Source organism: Streptococcus infantis (genome assembly GCF_047460825.1).
In the GTDB taxonomy this organism is placed as follows: domain Bacteria; phylum Bacillota; class Bacilli; order Lactobacillales; family Streptococcaceae; genus Streptococcus; species Streptococcus infantis_V.
This window is the reverse complement of the sequence record NZ_JASHFO010000004.1, coordinates 68517-86289: the sequence shown is the minus strand read 5'-3', so window position 1 is coordinate 86289 and position 17773 is coordinate 68517. Positions and strand designations below refer to the sequence as shown.

Below are 17773 nucleotides of genomic sequence, written 5' to 3'. Positions count from 1 at the left end.
TCTTTCTATTTCTCTTTTCTAAGAATTATGGTATAATAGGGAGTAAAAACTTAAAAAGAAAGAAATGCTATGAACTTAAAAGATTACATTGCAAGTATTGAAAATTATCCACAAGAAGGCATTACGTTCCGTGATATCAGCCCTTTGATGGCTAACGGCAATGCCTACAGCTATGCTGTTCGTGAAATTGTTCAATATGCTACTGACAAAAAGATTGATATGATCGTAGGACCAGAAGCGCGTGGATTTATCGTTGGATGTCCAGTCGCTTTTGAGTTGGGAATTGGTTTTGCTCCTGTACGTAAACCAGGGAAATTACCACGCGAAGTCATTTCAGCGGACTACGAAAAAGAATATGGTGTTGATACTTTGACAATGCACGCAGATGCTATCAAACCAGGTCAACGTGTTCTAATAGTAGACGACCTCTTGGCAACAGGTGGTACTGTTAAAGCAACCATCGAAATGATTGAAAAATTAGGTGGTGTTGTAGCAGGTTGTGCTTTCTTAATCGAGCTTGATGAACTAAAAGGTCGTGAAGCAATCGGAGATTACGATTATAAAGTGCTTATGCATTATTAATGAAAAACAGTCCCTAGGGCTGTTTTCTCTTCATTTGATATAAAAATAAGCTATATCTAGTTAGAGAAAAACTATAATTGAAAACTATATCTTCTTACAGTATAATAAAAGGAAGGACTATCGTCAGCTGATTTTCATTTGACGATACCATGTTTACTTGAGTCCAATATGATACAGTAAGGAGATTTCTATGCCGATTCGAATTGATAAAAAATTACCAGCAGTTGAGATTTTACGAACGGAAAATATTTTCGTCATGGATGACCAGAGGGCGGCTCATCAGGATATTCGACCACTGAAAATTCTGATTTTAAACTTGATGCCACTGAAAATGGTTACAGAAACTCAGCTTTTACGCCATTTAGCCAATACTCCTTTGCAGTTAGATATTGAATTTTTATATATGGAAAGTCATCAGTCGAAAACAACTCGTTCTGAGCATATGAAGACTTTTTATAAGACCTTCTCAGAAGTCAAAGATGATTATTTCGATGGCTTGATTATCACAGGAGCTCCAGTTGAGCACCTTCCATTTGAGGAGGTTGACTATTGGCAGGAGTTTACCCAAGTTATCGATTGGTCTAAGACTCATGTCTTTTCAACCCTGCATATTTGTTGGGGGGCACAGGCAGGTCTATACTATCGCTATGGCGTAGATAAATACCAGATGGAGCAGAAGCTTTCGGGGATTTATCCTCAGGATGTTTTAAAAGAAGGTCACCTTCTTTTGAGAGGTTTTGATGATTTATATGTATCCCCTCATTCTCGCCATACAGAAGTCCACAAAGAAGACATTCTGAATAAAACAAATCTAGAGATTTTAGCATCAGGAAAAGAGGTGGGAATCTCTATCCTTGCGAGTCGAGATTTGAGAGAAGTATATAGCTTTGGGCATTTAGAGTATGATCGTGATACGCTCGCGAAAGAATATTTTAGAGATCTAGATGCTGGTTTAGATCCCCATATACCAGAAAATTATTTCAAAAATGATGACATCCATGAGCTTCCTTGTATGCGTTGGAGTTCATCTGCAGCTCTCTTCTTTAGTAACTGGGTAAATTATGCAGTTTACCAAGAAACGCCGTTTGAGTGGAAGAGTACGGAGGAAGATGTGTCTCATTTTGGATATTTATAAGAGGAATTATGACATATTTAGATGCTTTTAAATCAGGGAACTTGGTGCTACCAAGTGCTCTGCTCTTAAACTACAATCAACTTTTCTCATCAAGCGATGATTTCTTAGTTTGGCAATTCTTTTACCTACAAAATACAACAGCCCTAGGGGAATTGTCCCCAAGCCAAATTGCTGAGAAAATTGGAAAGCAAGTCTTTGAAGTTAATCAAGCTATTTCGCGCTTGACAGAAAAAGGCTTACTTCAATACCGAACCATTGAACTCAATGGTGAGATAGAAGTGATTTTTGATGCGACTTTAGCTTTAGAGCGCTTAGACCAACTTTTTGAAAAGCAAGAACCAAATCAAGTGGTACCTGCTAAAAATGATTTGAAAGACTTGGTGGAAACCTTCCAACAAGAGCTAGGTCGTCTCTTAAGTCCTTTTGAAATCGAAGATTTAGAAAAGAGTTTGAAAGAAGACAGAACCAGTGCGGACCTGATCAAAGAAGCCCTACGTGAGGCTGTTTTGAATGGAAAACCAAATTGGAAGTACATCCAAGCTATCCTAAGAAACTGGCGTCATGAAGGTATTAAGAGTGTAGTCCAGGTAGAGGCTAAGCGTCAGGAGAGAGAAGCGACTAATCCTCAAAATGTTCAAGTTTCTGCAGATTTTCAAAATGCTATGGATCTTTGGAAAGACTAATTTTAAGTATTGATAATAGAAAAAAATGCCTACATGCTAGAAAGAAAATCTAGCTTGTGGGCATTTTTTGTGTGTTTTATACTCAATGAAAATCAAAGAGCAAACTAGGAAGCGAGCCGCAGGTTGCTCAAAACAATGTTTTGAGGTTGCAGATGGAAGCTGACGTGGTTTGAAGAGATTTTCGAAGAGTATTAATTGATTAGTTAGCCAGTCCCCATACACTAAGAGAGCGTTCTGTAACTGGGAAAACTCCATAACCTTCAGCATTAATCGTTACTTGGTCAGGATGGTTACCAAGCAAATCAACAAAGGTTTGGTCAGCCCATTCTTGACCGACGAACATGGTCTTGCAGTTTTCTTGGGCATTAGAAATCACGATGGCAAGTGGTGATTGATTTTCAGCTCCTGAACGGACCCAACCGATACAATTAGGGTCATCAAAGTAGTCCGTTTGCTCTCCATAAGCCAACTCTTTTCGAATAGCTAGCAAACGGTCAAGAACATCTTTGAAATCTTGCTGAGCATATTGACCAGAAATACCGTAGTAGTCTCCATAAAAGACACATGGGAGCCCCTGCTCTCGCAAAAGAATGAGGGCGTAGGCTGCTGGTTTAAACCATTCTTCAACAGTGGATTCAAGAGCCTGGCCACGTTGAGTATCATGATTATCGACAAAGGTTACAGCTCGGTCTGGATTGAATTGAACCAGACTATCATCAAAGATGGTTGTTAAATCATAGTCTTCTCCAGCCTTGCTTGCTTCAAAGAGATTTTGGTGAAGGCGAACATCGACAAGATCAAAGCGCTCTTCAATCTTTTCAAGGTAGTCCAGATTTGCTTCCTTGTCTGGATTCCAGAATTCTCCAAAGACATAGAAATCTTGGCCATATTTTTCTTTAATATCGCGAATGAAGTTGCGCATAAAGAAAGAGTCTATGTGTTTAACTGCATCCAAACGGAAACCAGCTACACCAGTCGTTTCCATAAACCAATCTGCCCAATCGTAGATATTTTGTATGACTTCTGGATGCTTGAAATCTAGGTCTGCATACATGAGATAGTCATAGTTACCATTTTCGTTATCAACTAATTCCTCGTTAGCCCAGCCTTTGTTGTCTCCCTGTATCAGATAGATCCCAGATTTATGGCGTTTGGCATCATAGTCAGTTCCAGTGAAATGGTACCAGTGCCAGTGGAAGTCATTGTAGGTGTTTTGTCGTCCGTCAAAGGTAAAACCGGTCCAGCCATTGATGGTAAAAGGTTCTCCTAGTTCCACAGTTCGATCTTCTGGATCCACCTCGATAACTTGGAAAGATTCTAAATGGTCAGCGGCTGCCTTATGATTTAAGACGATATCAGCCATAGGTTGAATTCCATGAGATTTTAAAGTTTGGATGGCATGAAGATAGTCTTCTTTAAAGCCATACTTGGTACGTACAGTACCCTTCTGATTAAATTCTCCAAGGTCAAACAAGTCATAGACGCCATAACCAACATCCTTTTCATTTGTTGCTTTAAAAGCAGGGGGCATCCAAATGTGACTAATGCCTAAGTTGGCTAGATGTTCAGCGTCGTCAGCTAGGCGTGTCCAGTGATTTCCATCGTGGGGGAGATACCACTCAAAATATTGCATTAGGGTTTGATTTTTCATAGTTGATCCTCTTACTTACAGTGATGAGAATTATTGTAGCATAAAGCCAAAGAATATGCAAACGTTTGCGTTGTAATTAAACTCTTTAAATTTTATGTCTATTTTTCAACTAGAAGTGTTGAAATATATAAAATAAAAATAGTAGGATTAATGGGAGGAAACATTCTCTCAGATAGGGCAAGATGATGGATGAATCAATAGTTTCTATTTTGTGAATTGTCACAAAATTTGTTATAATAGTGTTTATGAATAAAGTATTCGTCAGTAGACGTGTTGAAAAAAAACTAAACCAAGGTCTAGTACTTTTGGAGGAAATTGATTTTCCAGAACTATCTGAAACTGATCAAGAAGTTGAGTTATTGAGTCAAAACAAGCAGTTTTTGGGCAAGGCTTATTTATCTCGTCAAAATAAGGGGATTGGTTGGTTTGTAACGAACCAGAAGCTTTCTTTTAACCAAAAATTCTTTGAAAGTTTGTTTGAAAAAGCCAAACAAAAACGTTTTGCTTACTATCAAGATGAGTTGACAACTGCCTTTCGTTTGTTTAATCAAGAAGGCGATGATTTTGGTGGAATGACTTTGGATCTCTATGGAGATTATGTTGTTTTTTCTTGGTATAACTCCTATATCTATGGACTTCGCCAACAGATTTTAGCGGCTTTTGCTCAGGTTTTCCCTGAAGTCTTAGGTGCCTATGAAAAGATTCGTTTTAAAGGTCTAGACTATGAGTCTGCCCATATCTATGGTCAAGAAGCACCAGAAAATTTTACAGTTCTTGAGAATGGAGTCTTGTACCAAGTCTTTATGAATGATGGTCTTATGACAGGGATTTTCTTGGATCAGCATGAAGTTCGTGGTAGCTTTGTTGATGGTTTAGCCATGGGCAAGTCCTTGCTAAATATGTTTTCCTATACAGCAGCCTTCTCAGTTGCTGCAGCCACGGGAGGAGCTAGTGAAACAACCTCTGTAGACCTAGCCAAACGTTCAAGAGAACTGTCAGAAGCTCATTTTCATGCCAATGGACTCAGTCTTGACAGTCATCGTTTCATCGTCATGGATGTCTTTGAATACTTTAAATACGCTAAACGTAAGGGCTTGTCTTATGATGTGATCGTTCTGGATCCACCTAGCTTTGCCCGTAATAAAAAGCAAACTTTCTCTGTAGCTAAGGACTATCACAAGTTGATTTCCCAGAGTTTAGAGATTTTAAATCCGGGAGGTATGATCATTGCTAGCACCAATGCTGCCAATGTTTCCCGTCAAAAATTTATAGAACAAATCGACAAAGGATTCGCAGGAAGAAAATATCAGGTTCTTCAAAAGTATGGACTTCCAGCAGACTTTGTCTACAATGAAAAAGATGAAAGTAGTAATTACCTCAAGGTGATTAGCATGAAGGTAACTAAATGAAATTAGTCGTTTCAGTAATGCCAAAGAGTTTAGAAGAGGCGCAAGGAATCGATGCCATGCGGTATATTGATGCTGATATCATTGAGTGGCGTGCCGATTTCCTACCAAAGGAAGCTATTTTACAGGTAGCTCCAGCTATTTTTGAAAAATTTGCAGGTCGCGAACTCCTCTTTACCCTACGAACTCGTGCTGAGGGAGGAGAGATAGATTTGGATTCGGCAGAGTATGTACAAATTATCAAAGATGTAGCTCAACTCTATCAACCAGAATATATTGATTTTGAGTATTTTTCTCACAAGGATGTTTTTGAAGAGATGCTTGATTTTCCAAATCTAGTCTTGAGTTATCATAACTTTCAAGAAACTCCAGAGAATATGATGGAAATCTTATCCGAGCTAACCAGTCTAACTCCGAAAGTGGTTAAAGTATCGGTTATGGCTCAAACAGAACAAGATGTATTGGACCTTATGAACTTTACACGTGGCTTTAAAACATTGAACCCAGAACAAGAATATGTGACGATTTCTATGGGGAAAGTGGGTAAGGTTTCTCGTATCACTTCAGATGTGACGGGTTCTAGCTGGTCTTTCGCAAGTCTGGACGAAGCCAGTGCTCCAGGACAGATTTCACTTTCTAGCATGAAAAAAATTCGGGAGATACTAAATGAAGATTGATGGCTACACACGTTTAGCAGCTGTAGTCGCCAATCCTATCAAACATTCCATTTCTCCCTTCATTCACAATCAAGCTTTTGAAGCAACTCATACCAATGGTGTCTATGTAGCTTGGGAAGTAGAAGCGACTGACTTGGCAGAAACAGTTACCAACATTCGTCGTTACCAGATGTTTGGGATCAATCTTTCCATGCCTTACAAGGAGCAGGTGATTTCTTATCTGGACCAGTTGAGCGAAGAAGCTCGGTTGATTGGTGCTGTCAATACAGTGGTGAATCGAGAGGGAACTTTAATCGGATATAACACAGATGGCAAGGGATTCTTTAAGAGCTTGCCTTCTTTTAAAATATCTGGGAAAAGAATGGTATTGTTAGGAGCAGGCGGTGCAGCCAAGGCAATTTTGGCGCAGGCAATCTTGGATGGAGTCAGTCAAGTTTCTGTCTTTGTACGTTCGGCTTCAATAGAAAAAACAAGACCTTACTTAGAAAAACTACAAAATGAAACAGGATTTAAGGTAGATTTATTTGCTTTAGAAGATGTTTCTGAACTGCAAGCAAGGATAATTGATTCGGATTTACTGGTAAATGCGACTAGTGTTGGCATGGATGGAGTATCTCTGCCAATCCCAGCAAGTGTCGTTTTACCAGAGAAGCTTTTGGTAGCTGATGTGATTTATCAACCCTTTGAGACACCATTTTTAAAATGGGCAAGAAATCAGGGCAATCATGCTGTTAATGGCCTGGGCATGTTGCTTTACCAAGCAGCTGAAGCTTTTCAGCTATGGACCGGAAAGGAAATGCCAACCAATCAAATCTGGGAATTACTAAAACAAAAGTATCAAAAATGAAAAAAGGAGAACTGCTATGAAAATCAAAATAGACCTTCCCCACCATCCTTATGATATTCAGATTGAAAAAGGATGCCTGTCTCAAGCAGGAAAATGGTTGAGGGAACTTTGGCAACCGCAAAAAGTCGTTATCATTACCGATAACCATGTGGCTTCTCTCTATGCAGAAAAAGTAAAATTGAGCTTAGAGGATGCTGGTTTTCAAGTGGCAGTTTTTGACTTTCTAGAGGGGGAAGAGCGAAAAAATCTAACCACGGTTCAAAAGGCTTATGAATTTCTAGTTAAGCAAGACTTGACTCGCAGTGACGGAATTGTAGCTTTAGGTGGTGGTGTAGTTGGTGATTTGGCTGGCTTTGTAGCCTCAACCTATATGCGAGGTATTCACTTTGTTCAAATTCCGACTAGCTTGACAGCTCAAGTTGACTCTTCAATCGGGGGTAAGACAGGAGTGAATACTCCTTTTGCCAAGAATATGGTGGGAACTTTTGCCCAGCCAGATGGTGTTTTGATTGACCCAAACGTTCTTGAAACCTTAGGGAAGAGAGAATTGATTGAAGGAATGGGTGAAGTCATCAAGTATGGCTTAATTGAAGATCCAGAACTCTGGGACTTATTATCTGAAATGGATGGTTCTGTAGAGAGTATTTTGGAGCATTCAGAAAGTTTGATTGAGCATTCTTGCCAGGTCAAGCGCAAGATGGTAGTTGAGGATGAATTGGACAATGGCATTCGTCTGTATCTCAACTTTGGTCATACAATCGGTCATGCTATTGAAGCAACTGCTGGTTATGGACGTGTCATGCATGGTGAGGCAGTAGCGATGGGAATGGTTCAGGTTTCTAAGGTAGCAGAACAAAAAGGCCTTATGCCAGCTGGAATCACTCAGTCTATCCGAGAAATATGTCAGAAATTTGGCCTTCCTGTGAATTATGAAAACTGGGACCTTGATAAGCTTTATCAGGCTTTGACTCACGATAAAAAAGCGCGTGGCAACACTATGAAATTAGTCTTGGTACCAGAACTTGGTTCAGCAAGGATTCACCCAGTTTCTCTCGAAGAAATGAAAGATTACTTAGTGAAATAAGGAGAATGTATGAGATATTTAACAGCAGGAGAATCACATGGTCCTCGTCTGACAGCAATTATTGAAGGAATCCCAGCAGGTCTTCCTTTAACTGCAGAAGATATCAATGAGGATCTCAAACGTCGCCAGGGTGGATACGGACGTGGTGGTCGTATGAAGATTGAAAGTGACCAAGTTGTCTTTACTTCTGGTGTTCGCCACGGGAAGACGACAGGGGCTCCCATTACCATGGATGTCATTAACAAAGACCATCAAAAATGGCTAGATATCATGTCTGCTGAGGATATTGAGGATAAACTTAAAAGTAAACGAAAAATCACACATCCTCGCCCAGGTCACGCTGACTTGGTAGGAGGTATCAAATACCGCTTTGATGATTTGCGAAATTCTCTGGAACGTTCATCTGCCCGTGAAACGACCATGAGAGTGGCAGTTGGAGCTGTTGCCAAGCGTCTTTTAGCTGAGCTTGATATCGAAATTGCTAATCATGTTGTTGTTTTTGGTGGCAAGGAAATTGATGTTCCAGAAAACTTGACAGTCGCGGAGATTAAGAAACTGGCTGCTCAGTCAGAAGTTTCTATCGTTAACCAAGAACGTGAGCAGGAGATCAAGGACTATATTGATCAGATTAAACGTGATGGAGATACCATTGGTGGTGTTGTCGAAACAGTTGTCGGTGGTGTTCCGGTTGGTCTGGGTTCCTATGTCCAATGGGATAGAAAGCTAGATGCAATATTAGCTCAAGCAGTTGTTTCAATCAACGCCTTTAAGGGTGTGGAGTTTGGACTTGGTTTTAAAGCAGGTTATCTCAAGGGCAGCCAAGTCATGGATGAAATTCTCTGGTCACAAGAAGATGGCTATACTCGTCGTACTAATAATCTCGGAGGTTTCGAAGGTGGTATGACCAATGGCCAACCGATTCTTGTCCGTGGGGTTATGAAACCAATTCCGACTCTCTATAAGCCATTAATGAGTGTCGATATTGAAACCCATGAGCCTTATAAGGCAACGGTGGAGAGAAGTGATCCAACCGCTCTTCCAGCAGCAGGTGTTGTTATGGAAGCAGTCGTAGCAACAGTCTTGGCTCAAGAAATCTTAGAGAAATTTTCATCTGATAATCTAGAAGAATTAAAAGAAGCTGTTGCTAAACATCGGGAGTATACAAAGAATTATTAAGGAGTTCTTATGGCAAAAACCATCTATATCGCAGGCCTTGGTTTGATTGGTGCTTCCATGGCACTCGGAATCAAGCGGGATCATCCTGATTATGAAATTTTAGGATACAATCGTAGTCAAGCGTCTAGAGATATTGCTTTGGAGCGAGGAATGATTGATCGTGCGACAGATGATTTTGCTAGTTTTGCTCCACTTGCAGATGTTATTATCCTCAGCTTACCAATCAAGCAAACCATTGCCTTTATTAAGGAATTGGCCAACTTGGACTTGAAAGAAGGTGTCATTATTTCCGATGCTGGATCGACCAAGTCAGCTATCGTGGCTACAGCTGAGAAGTGTTTTGCTGATAAGTCTGTTCGCTTTGTTGGAGCTCATCCCATGGCAGGGAGTCATAAGACAGGAGCGGCTTCTGCCGATGTTAATCTTTTTGAAAATGCCTACTATATCTTCACGCCATCTAGTCTGACAACTTCGGATACGCTCGAAGAAATGAGAGACTTGCTGTCAGGTCTTCATGCTCGTTTCATTGAAATCGATGCTGAAGAGCATGACCGAGTGACTTCTCAGATTAGCCATTTTCCGCATATCTTAGCATCAGGCCTGATGGAACAAACTGCAAGTTATGCTGAAGAGCATGAAATGGCGCGACGCTTTGCGGCAGGTGGTTTTCGTGATATGACTCGGATTGCTGAAAGCGAGCCAGGTATGTGGACTTCTATCCTCTTATCCAATCGGGATACCATTATTGAACGCATCGAGGACTTCAAGGGCCGTTTGGACGAGATTGGACAAGCTATCAGTAAGGGTGATGAAAACCAAATCTGGAACTTTTTCAATCAAGCGCGTGAACAACGTCAAGCTATGGAAATTCATAAACGTGGCGGAGTAGATAGCTCATTTGACCTCTATGTAGATGTTCCCGATGAAGAAGATGTTATCTTGCGCATCTTGGAATTGCTAAGAGGAACTTCCTTGGTCAATATCCATATCAATGAGGAAAACCGTGAAGATATTCACGGGATTCTGCAAATTTCCTTTAAGAATGCTCAGGATTTAAAACGTGCTGAGCAAGTCATTACAGAAAATACGAATTACACAGTCGTTATCAAATAAGGAGGACAATTATGTCAAATATTTATGATAGTGCAAACGAACTTAGTCGTGGACTACGCGAATTGCCTGAATACAAGGCGGTTAAGGAAGCTAGAGATGCTATCCAAGCCGATGAAGAAGCTAGTAAAATCTTTGCAGATTATATTGCTTTTCAACATGAAATCCAAGTCATGGCACAAACTGGTCAAATGCCCGACGCTTCTTTCCAAGAAAAAATGGAAAGCTTTGGTAAGCAGATTCAAGGTAACGCTCTTTTATCAGCTTTCTTTGCCAAACAGCAACAACTTTCTATTTATCTATCTGATATTGAAAAAATCGTATTTGAACCAATTTCAGAACTTTTAAAATAAGAATTTACCTCATAAAGTCAGGAATTTTTAAGAAATTTCTGACTTTTTGTGATAAAATAAGAAAAAGTATTGTCAGTATGAGGTCTAGTATGAAGTTAAAAACTAACGTTAACCATTTGAATGGTAGCATTCGCGTACCAGGTGACAAATCCATCAGTCATCGCTCTATTATTTTTGGAAGCTTGGCTGAAGGTGAGACTAAAGTTTATGATATTTTGCGTGGTGAAGATGTCCTATCAACCATGCAAGTATTTCGGGACCTCGGCGTAGAGATTGAGGACAAAGACGGTGTCGTTACCATACAAGGTGTTGGGATGGATGGATTGAAAGCTCCTCAGAATGCTCTCGATATGGGGAATTCTGGCACCTCTATTCGTTTGATTTCAGGCGTCCTTGCTGGTGCAGATTTTGAAGTAGAAATGTTTGGAGATGACAGTCTTTCTAAACGTCCTATGGACCGTGTGACCTTTCCTCTGAAAAAAATGGGAGTTAGCATTTCAGGTCAAACAGAGCGAGACTTGCCACCTTTACACTTAACAGGTACAAAAAATTTAACACCTATTCAATACGAATTGCCAATCGCTTCTGCCCAAGTCAAGTCAGCCTTGATTTTTGCGGCTTTGCAGGCTCACGGTCAGTCAGTCATTGTCGAGAAGGAGTGCACTCGTAACCACACAGAAGATATGCTACATCAATTTGGTGGAGACTTGAGTGTCGATGGTAAGACAATCACTGTCCAAGGACCACAGAAACTAAGTGGACAAACAGTTGTCGTACCAGGAGATATTTCCAGTGCAGCCTTTTGGTTGGTTGCTGGCTTGATTGTTCCAAATTCTCGTGTCGTGCTAAAGAATGTGGGCATTAACGAAACTCGTACAGGGATTATTGATGTTATCCGTGCTATGGGTGGGAAATTGGATCTTACTGACATTGACCCAATTGCTAAGTCTGCAACCTTGACTGTTGAAACTTCAGATTTGAAGGAAACTGAGATTGGCGGAGCCTTGATTCCGCGTTTAATTGATGAATTACCAATTATCGCCCTCCTTGCTACCCAAGCTCAAGGTCAAACAGTTATCAAAGATGCGGAAGAACTCAAGATTAAAGAAACTGACCGTATTCAAGTTGTCGCAGATGCTTTAAATAGCATGGGAGCAGCTATTACTCCTACAGCAGACGGCATGATTATCAAAGGGAAATCTGCTCTCCATGGAGCCAGAGTCAATACCTTTGGTGACCACCGTATAGGCATGATGACAGCCATTGCAGCTCTTTTAGTGGCAGATGGAGAGGTCGAATTAGATCGTGCTGAAGCTATTAATACTAGCTACCCAAGTTTCTTTGATGATTTGGAGACTTTGATTCATGGCTAAGGTTTTACTAGGTTTTATGGGTGCAGGAAAATCTACTATTGCTAGAGGATTAGATCCTGACTTTGTAGACATGGATGCCTTGCTGGAAGACCGACTGGGGATGCCGATTGCTCTTTTCTTTGAGGAAAAAGGAGAAGCAGCCTTCCGTCAGGTAGAATCAGAAATTTTAGCTGATTTATTAAAAACAGACCAAGTCGTGTCAACTGGGGGAGGAGTAGTCATTTCTCCGCGTAATCGTGCCTTGCTAAAGCAAAATCCAGACAACATCTACCTTAAAGCAGATTTTGAGACCCTGTACCAGCGAATTTCAGCCGATGAGGACAATCAACGTCCACTATTTTTAAAGAATAGCAAGGAAGATTTGGCTTCGATTTTTAAAGAAAGACAGGCTTGGTATGAGGAAGTGGCTAGTAAAGTTATCGATGTGTCCAAGCTAAGTCCAGAGGAAATTATAGAGGAATTGACATGAAAATTGCCTATCTAGGTCCTAAAGGATCTTTTTCGCACCATGTGGTGCAAACGGCTTTTCCTCATGAGGAACTAGAGCCTTTTTCAAATATTACGGACGTTATCAAGGCTTACGAACAGGGCCTAGTAGACTTTTCAGTAGTGCCAGTTGAAAATTCTATTGAAGGTAGTGTTCATGAAACCTTGGATTATCTTTTCCACCAGGCTCGAATTCAAGCTGTGGCGGAGATTGTACAGCCAATTCATCAACAGTTGATGGCGGTGCCAGGGCAATCTAAAATTAAGAAAATCTTTTCTCACCCACAAGCTTTGGCACAGGGGAAGAAATTTATTGATGAGCATTATCCAGACGCTCAACTGGAGGTCACTGCCAGTACAGCCTACGCTGCGCGCTATGTTTCCGAGCATCCAGATCAGCCTTTTGCTGCCATTGCCCCCAAAAGTTCTGCTGGAGAATACGGGCTGGAGCTAATCGCTCAAGATATTCAAGAGATGGAAGCTAATTTCACTCGCTTTTGGGTTTTGGGTGCAGAGTTGCCACAGATTCCTTTACAAGATGCAACTGAAAAAATGAGCTTAGCAGTAACCTTGCCAGATAATCTTCCAGGTGCATTATACAAAGCACTTTCTACCTTTGCTTGGCGAGGGATTGACTTAACCAAGATAGAAAGTCGTCCCCTAAAAACAGCCTTGGGGGAATACTTTTTTATCATTGATGTGGACTATGCTGATAAAGAACTGGTCCATTTTGCTCAAAAAGAACTAGAAACGATTGGAATCCAGTATAAAATACTAGGAGCTTACCCTATCTATACCATACAGGATAAAGGGAAGGAGAAGGAATGACTAGAGAGAATCCTTTGACACATCATGAAAAACTGAGATATGACTATCTTTTGAAAAACATTCATTATTTGAATGAAAAAGAAAAGAGAGAATTTGCCTTTTTACAAGCCAAGTTAGAAGGTCAAAAAGATTCAGCAGAAGTTTTCAATCCAGAAGCCAAAGAACAACTTCTTTCAGACTCTGGTATCGACCTACCAACCTATGCTAATCGTAGTCGTTCTAGTCGCCGTAGTAGTGGAGATCAACTGGAAACGAAGATTCCAAAAGCTAAGAAGCAAAAGAAAAAAAGAGGTTTTCGTTTTAAACGCTTATTTGCTTGGTTAGGGATGATATTACTTTGTGTAGCAGTAGGAATGATCGTCATGTTCTTAAAAGGCTTCAAATCGGCGAACCCTAATAGTTCAAATGGGCCCAAAGATGCCAAAGCTGCTCAGGTTGAAGTCTTCAATGGACAAGATACGCGTGATGGGGTTAATATTCTTATTTTGGGTACGGATGGCCGTATTGGACAGAATAGTGCAGAAACACGGACAGATTCCATTATGGTTTTGAATGTAAGTGGCAAAGATAAAAAATTGAAGCTCGTTAGCTTTATGCGTGATAACCTGGTCTATATTGATGGATATAGCCAAGTCATCAATGGTCAAAAACAGACCGACCATAAATTAAACTTGGCCTATGAATTAGGGGAACAAGAAGGTAAACAAGGAGCTGAAATGGTCCGCAAGGTGCTCAAGGATAATTTTGATCTAGACATAAAATATTATGCCCTTGTCGATTTCCAAGCCTTTGCGACAGCCATTGATACGCTGTTCCCTGATGGTGTGACTATTGATGCTCAGTTTTCAACCCTAAACGGGGTTCCTGTGACAGAAGCGACTGTAGGCGATGACTTGCATGCAACGGAAACTGAGTCACCGACTCAAACCATTCGAGTTGGAAAACAACAGATGAATGGTTCGACTCTTCTGAACTATGCACGTTTCCGTGATGATGATGAAGGGGATTATGGCCGTACTCGTAGACAACAACAGGTCATGACAGCTGTCTTGCAGCAGATTAAGGATCCTACAAAACTTTTCACAGGCTCAGAAGCACTCGGGAAAGTTTTCGCCATGACCTCTACAAACCTTCCATATACCTTCTTATTGACCAACGGTTTATCAGTCCTTGAAGGAGCGCAGAATGGTATTGAAAGATTGACAGTCCCAGAACTTGGAGACTGGGTAGACGACTTTGACGTATACGGCGGTCAATCCCTTCGAGTGGACCAAAAAGCTTACCAAAATAAATTGGCCCAAATGGGATTTAGATAACATGTAAAATGAATCAGAGCTTGAGGTACCTATGAAAATGGGTATCTTGGGCTTTGATTTTTCACATGGTAAGATGGATTTATAAACTATTTTTATGGTATAATAGAATGATGTATTCTATAGAAGAGGAAGAGAATAAGATGAGTGATTTAAAGGCAATTCAAGCTCGTAGCCTAGAGATGGCTGAATATTTTGTCGCCTTTTGTAAAGAACACGATTTACTCTGTTATTTGTGTGGTGGAGGAGCTATTGGAGCTCTACGAAATAAAGGTTTTATCCCTTGGGATGATGATTTAGACTTCTTTATGCCCCGCAAGGATTATGAAAAACTAGCAGAGCTATGGCCTCGTTATGCGGACGAGCGTTACTTCCTGTCAAAAAGTGATAGAGATTTTGTTGACCGTAACCTCTTTATCACTATTCGAGACAAGGAGACGACTTGTATCAAGCCTTACCAACAAGATTTGGATCTACCACACGGCTTGGCCTTGGATGTTCTTCCCTTGGATTACTACCCTAAAAACCCAGCTGAACGTAAGAAACAGGTACGTTGGGCTTTGATTTATTCTCTCTTTTGTGCACAAACCATTCCAGAAAAGCACGGAGCTCTCATGAAGTGGGGTAGTACCATTTTACTAGGATTGACTCCTAAAGCCCTTCGCTATCGTATCTGGAAAAAGGCTGAGAAAGAAATGACCAAGTATGGACCAGCTGAAAGTGATGGCATCACAGAGTTATGCTCAGGTCCAGGTTACATGAAGAAGAAATACCCAATTCAAGCCTTTGAAGACAACATTTTCTTACCTTTCGAAGGAACAGAAATGCCTATTCCAGTTGGTTATGATGCCTATCTCAGTACAGCTTTTGGTGACTACATGACACCACCACCAGCTGACAAGCAAGTGCCTCACCACGATGCCCTTATAGCAGATATGGATAAGAGTTACACTGAATATAAGGGAGAGTATGGTGGATAAGAAGAAAATTCTATTTTTTATGTGGTCTTTCTCCCTAGGAGGCGGTGCCGAAAAAATCCTTTCTACGATTGTTTCAAACTTGGATCCGGAAAAGTATGATATTGATATCCTTGAAATGGAACATTTTGATAAAGGATACGAACCTGTGCCTGAAAATGTGAGAATTTTAAAAGCTTTTCAAGATTATCGTCAACCAAGATGGTTAAGAGCGCTTTTATGGAGATTGAGAATTTATTTTCCAAGGTTAACAAGACGCTTACTTATAAAAGATCACTATGATGTAGAGGTTTCCTTTACTATTATGAATCCTCCTCTTTTATATTCTAAACGACAAGAAGTGAAGAAGATTTCTTGGATTCATGGAAGTATTGAAGAATTCTTAACTGATAGTTCGAAGCGTGATTCTCATAGACGACAATTGGATGCTGCTGATAGGATAGTAGGAATTTCAAAGAAAACCAGCAATTCTATCAAAGAAGTTTATCCAGATTACTCACAGAAATTAGTAACAGTCTATAATGGTTATGATTTTGAAAGCATTTTGGAAAAATCAAAAGAAAAGATTGCTATTGAGATAGCTCCTCAGAGCATCTGTACTATTGGACGTATTGAAGAGAATAAGGGTTCTGATCGAGTAGTAGAAGTTATACGACTGTTGCACCAGCAAGGCAAGAAATACCATCACTACTTTATAGGGGCTGGTGACATGGAAGAGGAGTTGAAAAAACGAGTCAAAGAGTATCAACTTGAGGATTACGTTCATTTCCTTGGTTATCAAAAAAATCCGTATCAGTATCTTTCTAAGATGCAAGTTCTTTTATCCATGTCCAAACAGGAAGGTTTTCCTGGGGTCTATGTTGAGGCCTTGAGTCTAGGGGTCCCCTTTGTGTCTACCGAGGTTGGCGGAGCAGAAGAATTATCTCAGGAAGGTCGATTTGGTAAAGTCATTGATAGTAATCAAGAAGCAGCTCAAGCGATCGATAACTACATGACAGGTGTATCAAGCTTTGATGTTAATGAAGCTAGCCAATTTATTCAACAGTTTACAATTGCTAAACAAATTGAACAAGTAGAAAAACTAATAGAGGAGTAGCATGGAAACTGCATTAATTAGTGTCATTGTTCCAGTCTATAATGTGGCGCAATACCTTGAAAAATCAATAGCATCCATTCAGCAACAAACCTATAAAAATCTCGAAATTATTCTTGTTGATGATGGGGCGACAGATGAAAGTGGTCGCTTGTGTGAACAAATTGCTGAGCAAGATGAAAGAGTTTTGGTCTATCACAAAGAAAATGAAGGCTTATCTCAAGCTCGAAATGATGGATTGAAGCAAGCGCACGGGGACTATGTTATTTTTATAGATTCGGATGATTATATTCATCCTGAAATGATTGCTAGCTTATATCAACAATTAATCAAAGAAGATGCTGACGTTTCCAGCTGTGGTGTTATGAATGTCTATGCCAATAGTGAGAGTCCACAAACTGAAAATCAGGATGATTATTTTGTATGTGATACCGAAACATTCCTTAGAGAATATTTAATTGGTGAGAAAATACCTGGTACTATTTGTAACAAACTCATCAAAAAGGAAATTGCAGCACAGTTAACTTTTCCAAAAGGCTTGATTTATGAAGATGCCTACTATCATTTTGATCTCATTAAAGTAGCTAAAAAGTATGTTGTTAATACCAAACCATACTATTATTATTTCCATCGAGGAGACAGTATTACTACCAAACCATATGCGGAAAAAGACTTGGCTTACATTGATATTTATCAAAAATTTTATACTGAAGTCGTTAAGGAATATCCAAACTTAACAGAAGTAGCTTTTTTTAGACTTGCATATGCACATTTCTTTATCTTGGATAAAATGCTTCTAGATGATAATTTCAAAGGGTTTAAAGAATATCCAAGGATTTATGGCTATTTGAAAAAACATGCCTTTGCTATTTTTAAAAATACCATTTTTAGAAAAGGAAGACGTATTAGTGCTTTAGCACTATTTGTAAATGTAAGATTGTATAGAATATTATTGTTCAAAAATATTGAGCAATCGAAAAAAATTAATTAGAAAAGGAG

Annotated in this window: 18 protein-coding genes; 17 read left to right on the top strand and 1 reads right to left on the bottom strand. The window is 39.9% G+C overall.

Translation table 11 applies throughout. The features are described from left to right. Positions 1–69 precede the first annotated feature (69 nt). The 3 genes from QM911_RS02375 to QM911_RS02365 all read left to right on the top strand — a co-directional run bounded on the left by QM911_RS02375 (position 70) and on the right by QM911_RS02365 (position 2400). Positions 70–582, top strand: a complete 513-nt coding sequence (locus QM911_RS02375; RefSeq protein ID WP_001049312.1) for an adenine phosphoribosyltransferase — start codon at positions 70–72, stop codon at positions 580–582. Positions 583–772: 190 nt separating this feature from the next. Next, on the top strand, positions 773–1717 hold the full coding sequence (gene metA / locus QM911_RS02370) for a homoserine O-acetyltransferase MetA (protein WP_414312988.1): 945 nt from the start codon (positions 773–775) through the stop codon (positions 1715–1717). A gap of 8 nt (positions 1718–1725) precedes the next feature. Beyond that, positions 1726–2400, top strand: coding sequence for a DnaD domain-containing protein (locus tag QM911_RS02365; RefSeq protein WP_075228078.1), 675 nt, complete (start codon positions 1726–1728; stop codon positions 2398–2400). A 199-nt stretch (positions 2401–2599) separates the two neighbouring features. Here QM911_RS02365 and QM911_RS02360 read toward each other — a convergent pair whose 3' ends face one another. Then, complete coding sequence (locus QM911_RS02360) at positions 2600–4051, bottom strand: alpha-amylase (RefSeq protein ID WP_075228077.1); 1452 nt, start codon at positions 4049–4051, stop codon at positions 2600–2602. 245 nt (positions 4052–4296) lie between these two features. Here QM911_RS02360 and QM911_RS02355 point away from each other — a divergent pair, with 245 nt between their 5' ends. From QM911_RS02355 to QM911_RS02290, 14 genes are all read left to right on the top strand, one after another. Continuing rightward, positions 4297–5460 carry a class I SAM-dependent rRNA methyltransferase gene (locus QM911_RS02355; RefSeq protein ID WP_075228076.1) on the top strand — a complete coding sequence of 388 codons (1164 nt, stop codon included), beginning with the start codon at positions 4297–4299 and terminating at the stop codon, positions 5458–5460. Then, a complete protein-coding gene (gene aroD / locus QM911_RS02350; protein ID WP_070459889.1) occupies positions 5457–6134 on the top strand; it encodes a type I 3-dehydroquinate dehydratase in 678 nt (225 codons plus the stop codon). The genes QM911_RS02355 and aroD overlap by 4 nt, the downstream gene beginning before the upstream one ends. Then, the gene (locus tag QM911_RS02345; RefSeq protein WP_075228075.1) at positions 6124–6981 is read left to right on the top strand and encodes a shikimate dehydrogenase; all 858 of its coding nucleotides are present in this window, start codon (positions 6124–6126) and stop codon (positions 6979–6981) included. The genes aroD and QM911_RS02345 overlap by 11 nt, the downstream gene beginning before the upstream one ends. Before the next feature lie 16 nt (positions 6982–6997). After that, on the top strand, positions 6998–8065 hold the full coding sequence (aroB, locus tag QM911_RS02340; protein ID WP_075228074.1) for a 3-dehydroquinate synthase: 1068 nt from the start codon (positions 6998–7000) through the stop codon (positions 8063–8065). 9 nt (positions 8066–8074) lie between these two features. Continuing rightward, positions 8075–9241, top strand: coding sequence for a chorismate synthase (aroC, locus tag QM911_RS02335; RefSeq protein ID WP_414312987.1), 1167 nt, complete (start codon positions 8075–8077; stop codon positions 9239–9241). Between the two features lie 9 nt (positions 9242–9250). Next, a complete protein-coding gene (locus QM911_RS02330) occupies positions 9251–10354 on the top strand; it encodes a prephenate dehydrogenase (RefSeq protein ID WP_075228072.1) in 1104 nt (367 codons plus the stop codon). A gap of 11 nt (positions 10355–10365) precedes the next feature. Continuing rightward, positions 10366–10704, top strand: coding sequence for a YlbF/YmcA family competence regulator (locus QM911_RS02325; RefSeq protein WP_075227509.1), 339 nt, complete (start codon positions 10366–10368; stop codon positions 10702–10704). A gap of 89 nt (positions 10705–10793) precedes the next feature. After that, complete coding sequence (aroA, locus tag QM911_RS02320) at positions 10794–12077, top strand: 3-phosphoshikimate 1-carboxyvinyltransferase (RefSeq protein WP_414312986.1); 1284 nt, start codon at positions 10794–10796, stop codon at positions 12075–12077. Continuing rightward, positions 12070–12546, top strand: a complete 477-nt coding sequence (locus QM911_RS02315; protein ID WP_414312985.1) for a shikimate kinase — start codon at positions 12070–12072, stop codon at positions 12544–12546. The genes aroA and QM911_RS02315 overlap by 8 nt, the downstream gene beginning before the upstream one ends. Further along, positions 12543–13391 (top strand): prephenate dehydratase, encoded by an 849-nt coding sequence (gene pheA / locus QM911_RS02310; RefSeq protein WP_414312984.1) that lies wholly within the window; start codon positions 12543–12545, stop codon positions 13389–13391. The genes QM911_RS02315 and pheA overlap by 4 nt, the downstream gene beginning before the upstream one ends. Next, a complete protein-coding gene (locus QM911_RS02305) occupies positions 13388–14707 on the top strand; it encodes an LCP family protein (protein WP_414312983.1) in 1320 nt (439 codons plus the stop codon). Before pheA ends, QM911_RS02305 begins: the two co-directional genes overlap by 4 nt. Positions 14708–14847: 140 nt before the next feature. Beyond that, positions 14848–15684, top strand: coding sequence for a LicD family protein (locus QM911_RS02300; protein ID WP_414257943.1), 837 nt, complete (start codon positions 14848–14850; stop codon positions 15682–15684). Further along, on the top strand, positions 15674–16777 hold the full coding sequence (locus QM911_RS02295; protein ID WP_414312982.1) for a glycosyltransferase: 1104 nt from the start codon (positions 15674–15676) through the stop codon (positions 16775–16777). Before QM911_RS02300 ends, QM911_RS02295 begins: the two co-directional genes overlap by 11 nt. Before the next feature lies 1 nt (position 16778). Next, a complete protein-coding gene (locus tag QM911_RS02290; protein WP_414312981.1) occupies positions 16779–17765 on the top strand; it encodes a glycosyltransferase family 2 protein in 987 nt (328 codons plus the stop codon). The last annotated feature ends 8 nt before the right edge of the window (positions 17766–17773 follow it).

Bases quoted from the DNA above. Each gene is read 5' to 3' on its own strand.
- QM911_RS02375 (WP_001049312.1), top strand. From the start codon at position 70: ATGAACTTAAAAGATTACATTGCAAGTATTGAAAATTATCCACAAGAA.
- metA (WP_414312988.1), top strand. From the start codon at position 773: ATGCCGATTCGAATTGATAAAAAATTACCAGCAGTTGAGATTTTACGA.
- QM911_RS02365 (WP_075228078.1), top strand. From the start codon at position 1,726: ATGACATATTTAGATGCTTTTAAATCAGGGAACTTGGTGCTACCAAGT.
- QM911_RS02360 (WP_075228077.1), bottom strand. From the start codon at position 4,051: ATGAAAAATCAAACCCTAATGCAATATTTTGAGTGGTATCTCCCCCAC.
- QM911_RS02355 (WP_075228076.1), top strand. From the start codon at position 4,297: ATGAATAAAGTATTCGTCAGTAGACGTGTTGAAAAAAAACTAAACCAA.
- aroD (WP_070459889.1), top strand. From the start codon at position 5,457: ATGAAATTAGTCGTTTCAGTAATGCCAAAGAGTTTAGAAGAGGCGCAA.
- QM911_RS02345 (WP_075228075.1), top strand. From the start codon at position 6,124: ATGAAGATTGATGGCTACACACGTTTAGCAGCTGTAGTCGCCAATCCT.
- aroB (WP_075228074.1), top strand. From the start codon at position 6,998: ATGAAAATCAAAATAGACCTTCCCCACCATCCTTATGATATTCAGATT.
- aroC (WP_414312987.1), top strand. From the start codon at position 8,075: ATGAGATATTTAACAGCAGGAGAATCACATGGTCCTCGTCTGACAGCA.
- QM911_RS02330 (WP_075228072.1), top strand. From the start codon at position 9,251: ATGGCAAAAACCATCTATATCGCAGGCCTTGGTTTGATTGGTGCTTCC.
- QM911_RS02325 (WP_075227509.1), top strand. From the start codon at position 10,366: ATGTCAAATATTTATGATAGTGCAAACGAACTTAGTCGTGGACTACGC.
- aroA (WP_414312986.1), top strand. From the start codon at position 10,794: ATGAAGTTAAAAACTAACGTTAACCATTTGAATGGTAGCATTCGCGTA.
- QM911_RS02315 (WP_414312985.1), top strand. From the start codon at position 12,070: ATGGCTAAGGTTTTACTAGGTTTTATGGGTGCAGGAAAATCTACTATT.
- pheA (WP_414312984.1), top strand. From the start codon at position 12,543: ATGAAAATTGCCTATCTAGGTCCTAAAGGATCTTTTTCGCACCATGTG.
- QM911_RS02305 (WP_414312983.1), top strand. From the start codon at position 13,388: ATGACTAGAGAGAATCCTTTGACACATCATGAAAAACTGAGATATGAC.
- QM911_RS02300 (WP_414257943.1), top strand. From the start codon at position 14,848: ATGAGTGATTTAAAGGCAATTCAAGCTCGTAGCCTAGAGATGGCTGAA.
- QM911_RS02295 (WP_414312982.1), top strand. From the start codon at position 15,674: ATGGTGGATAAGAAGAAAATTCTATTTTTTATGTGGTCTTTCTCCCTA.
- QM911_RS02290 (WP_414312981.1), top strand. From the start codon at position 16,779: ATGGAAACTGCATTAATTAGTGTCATTGTTCCAGTCTATAATGTGGCG.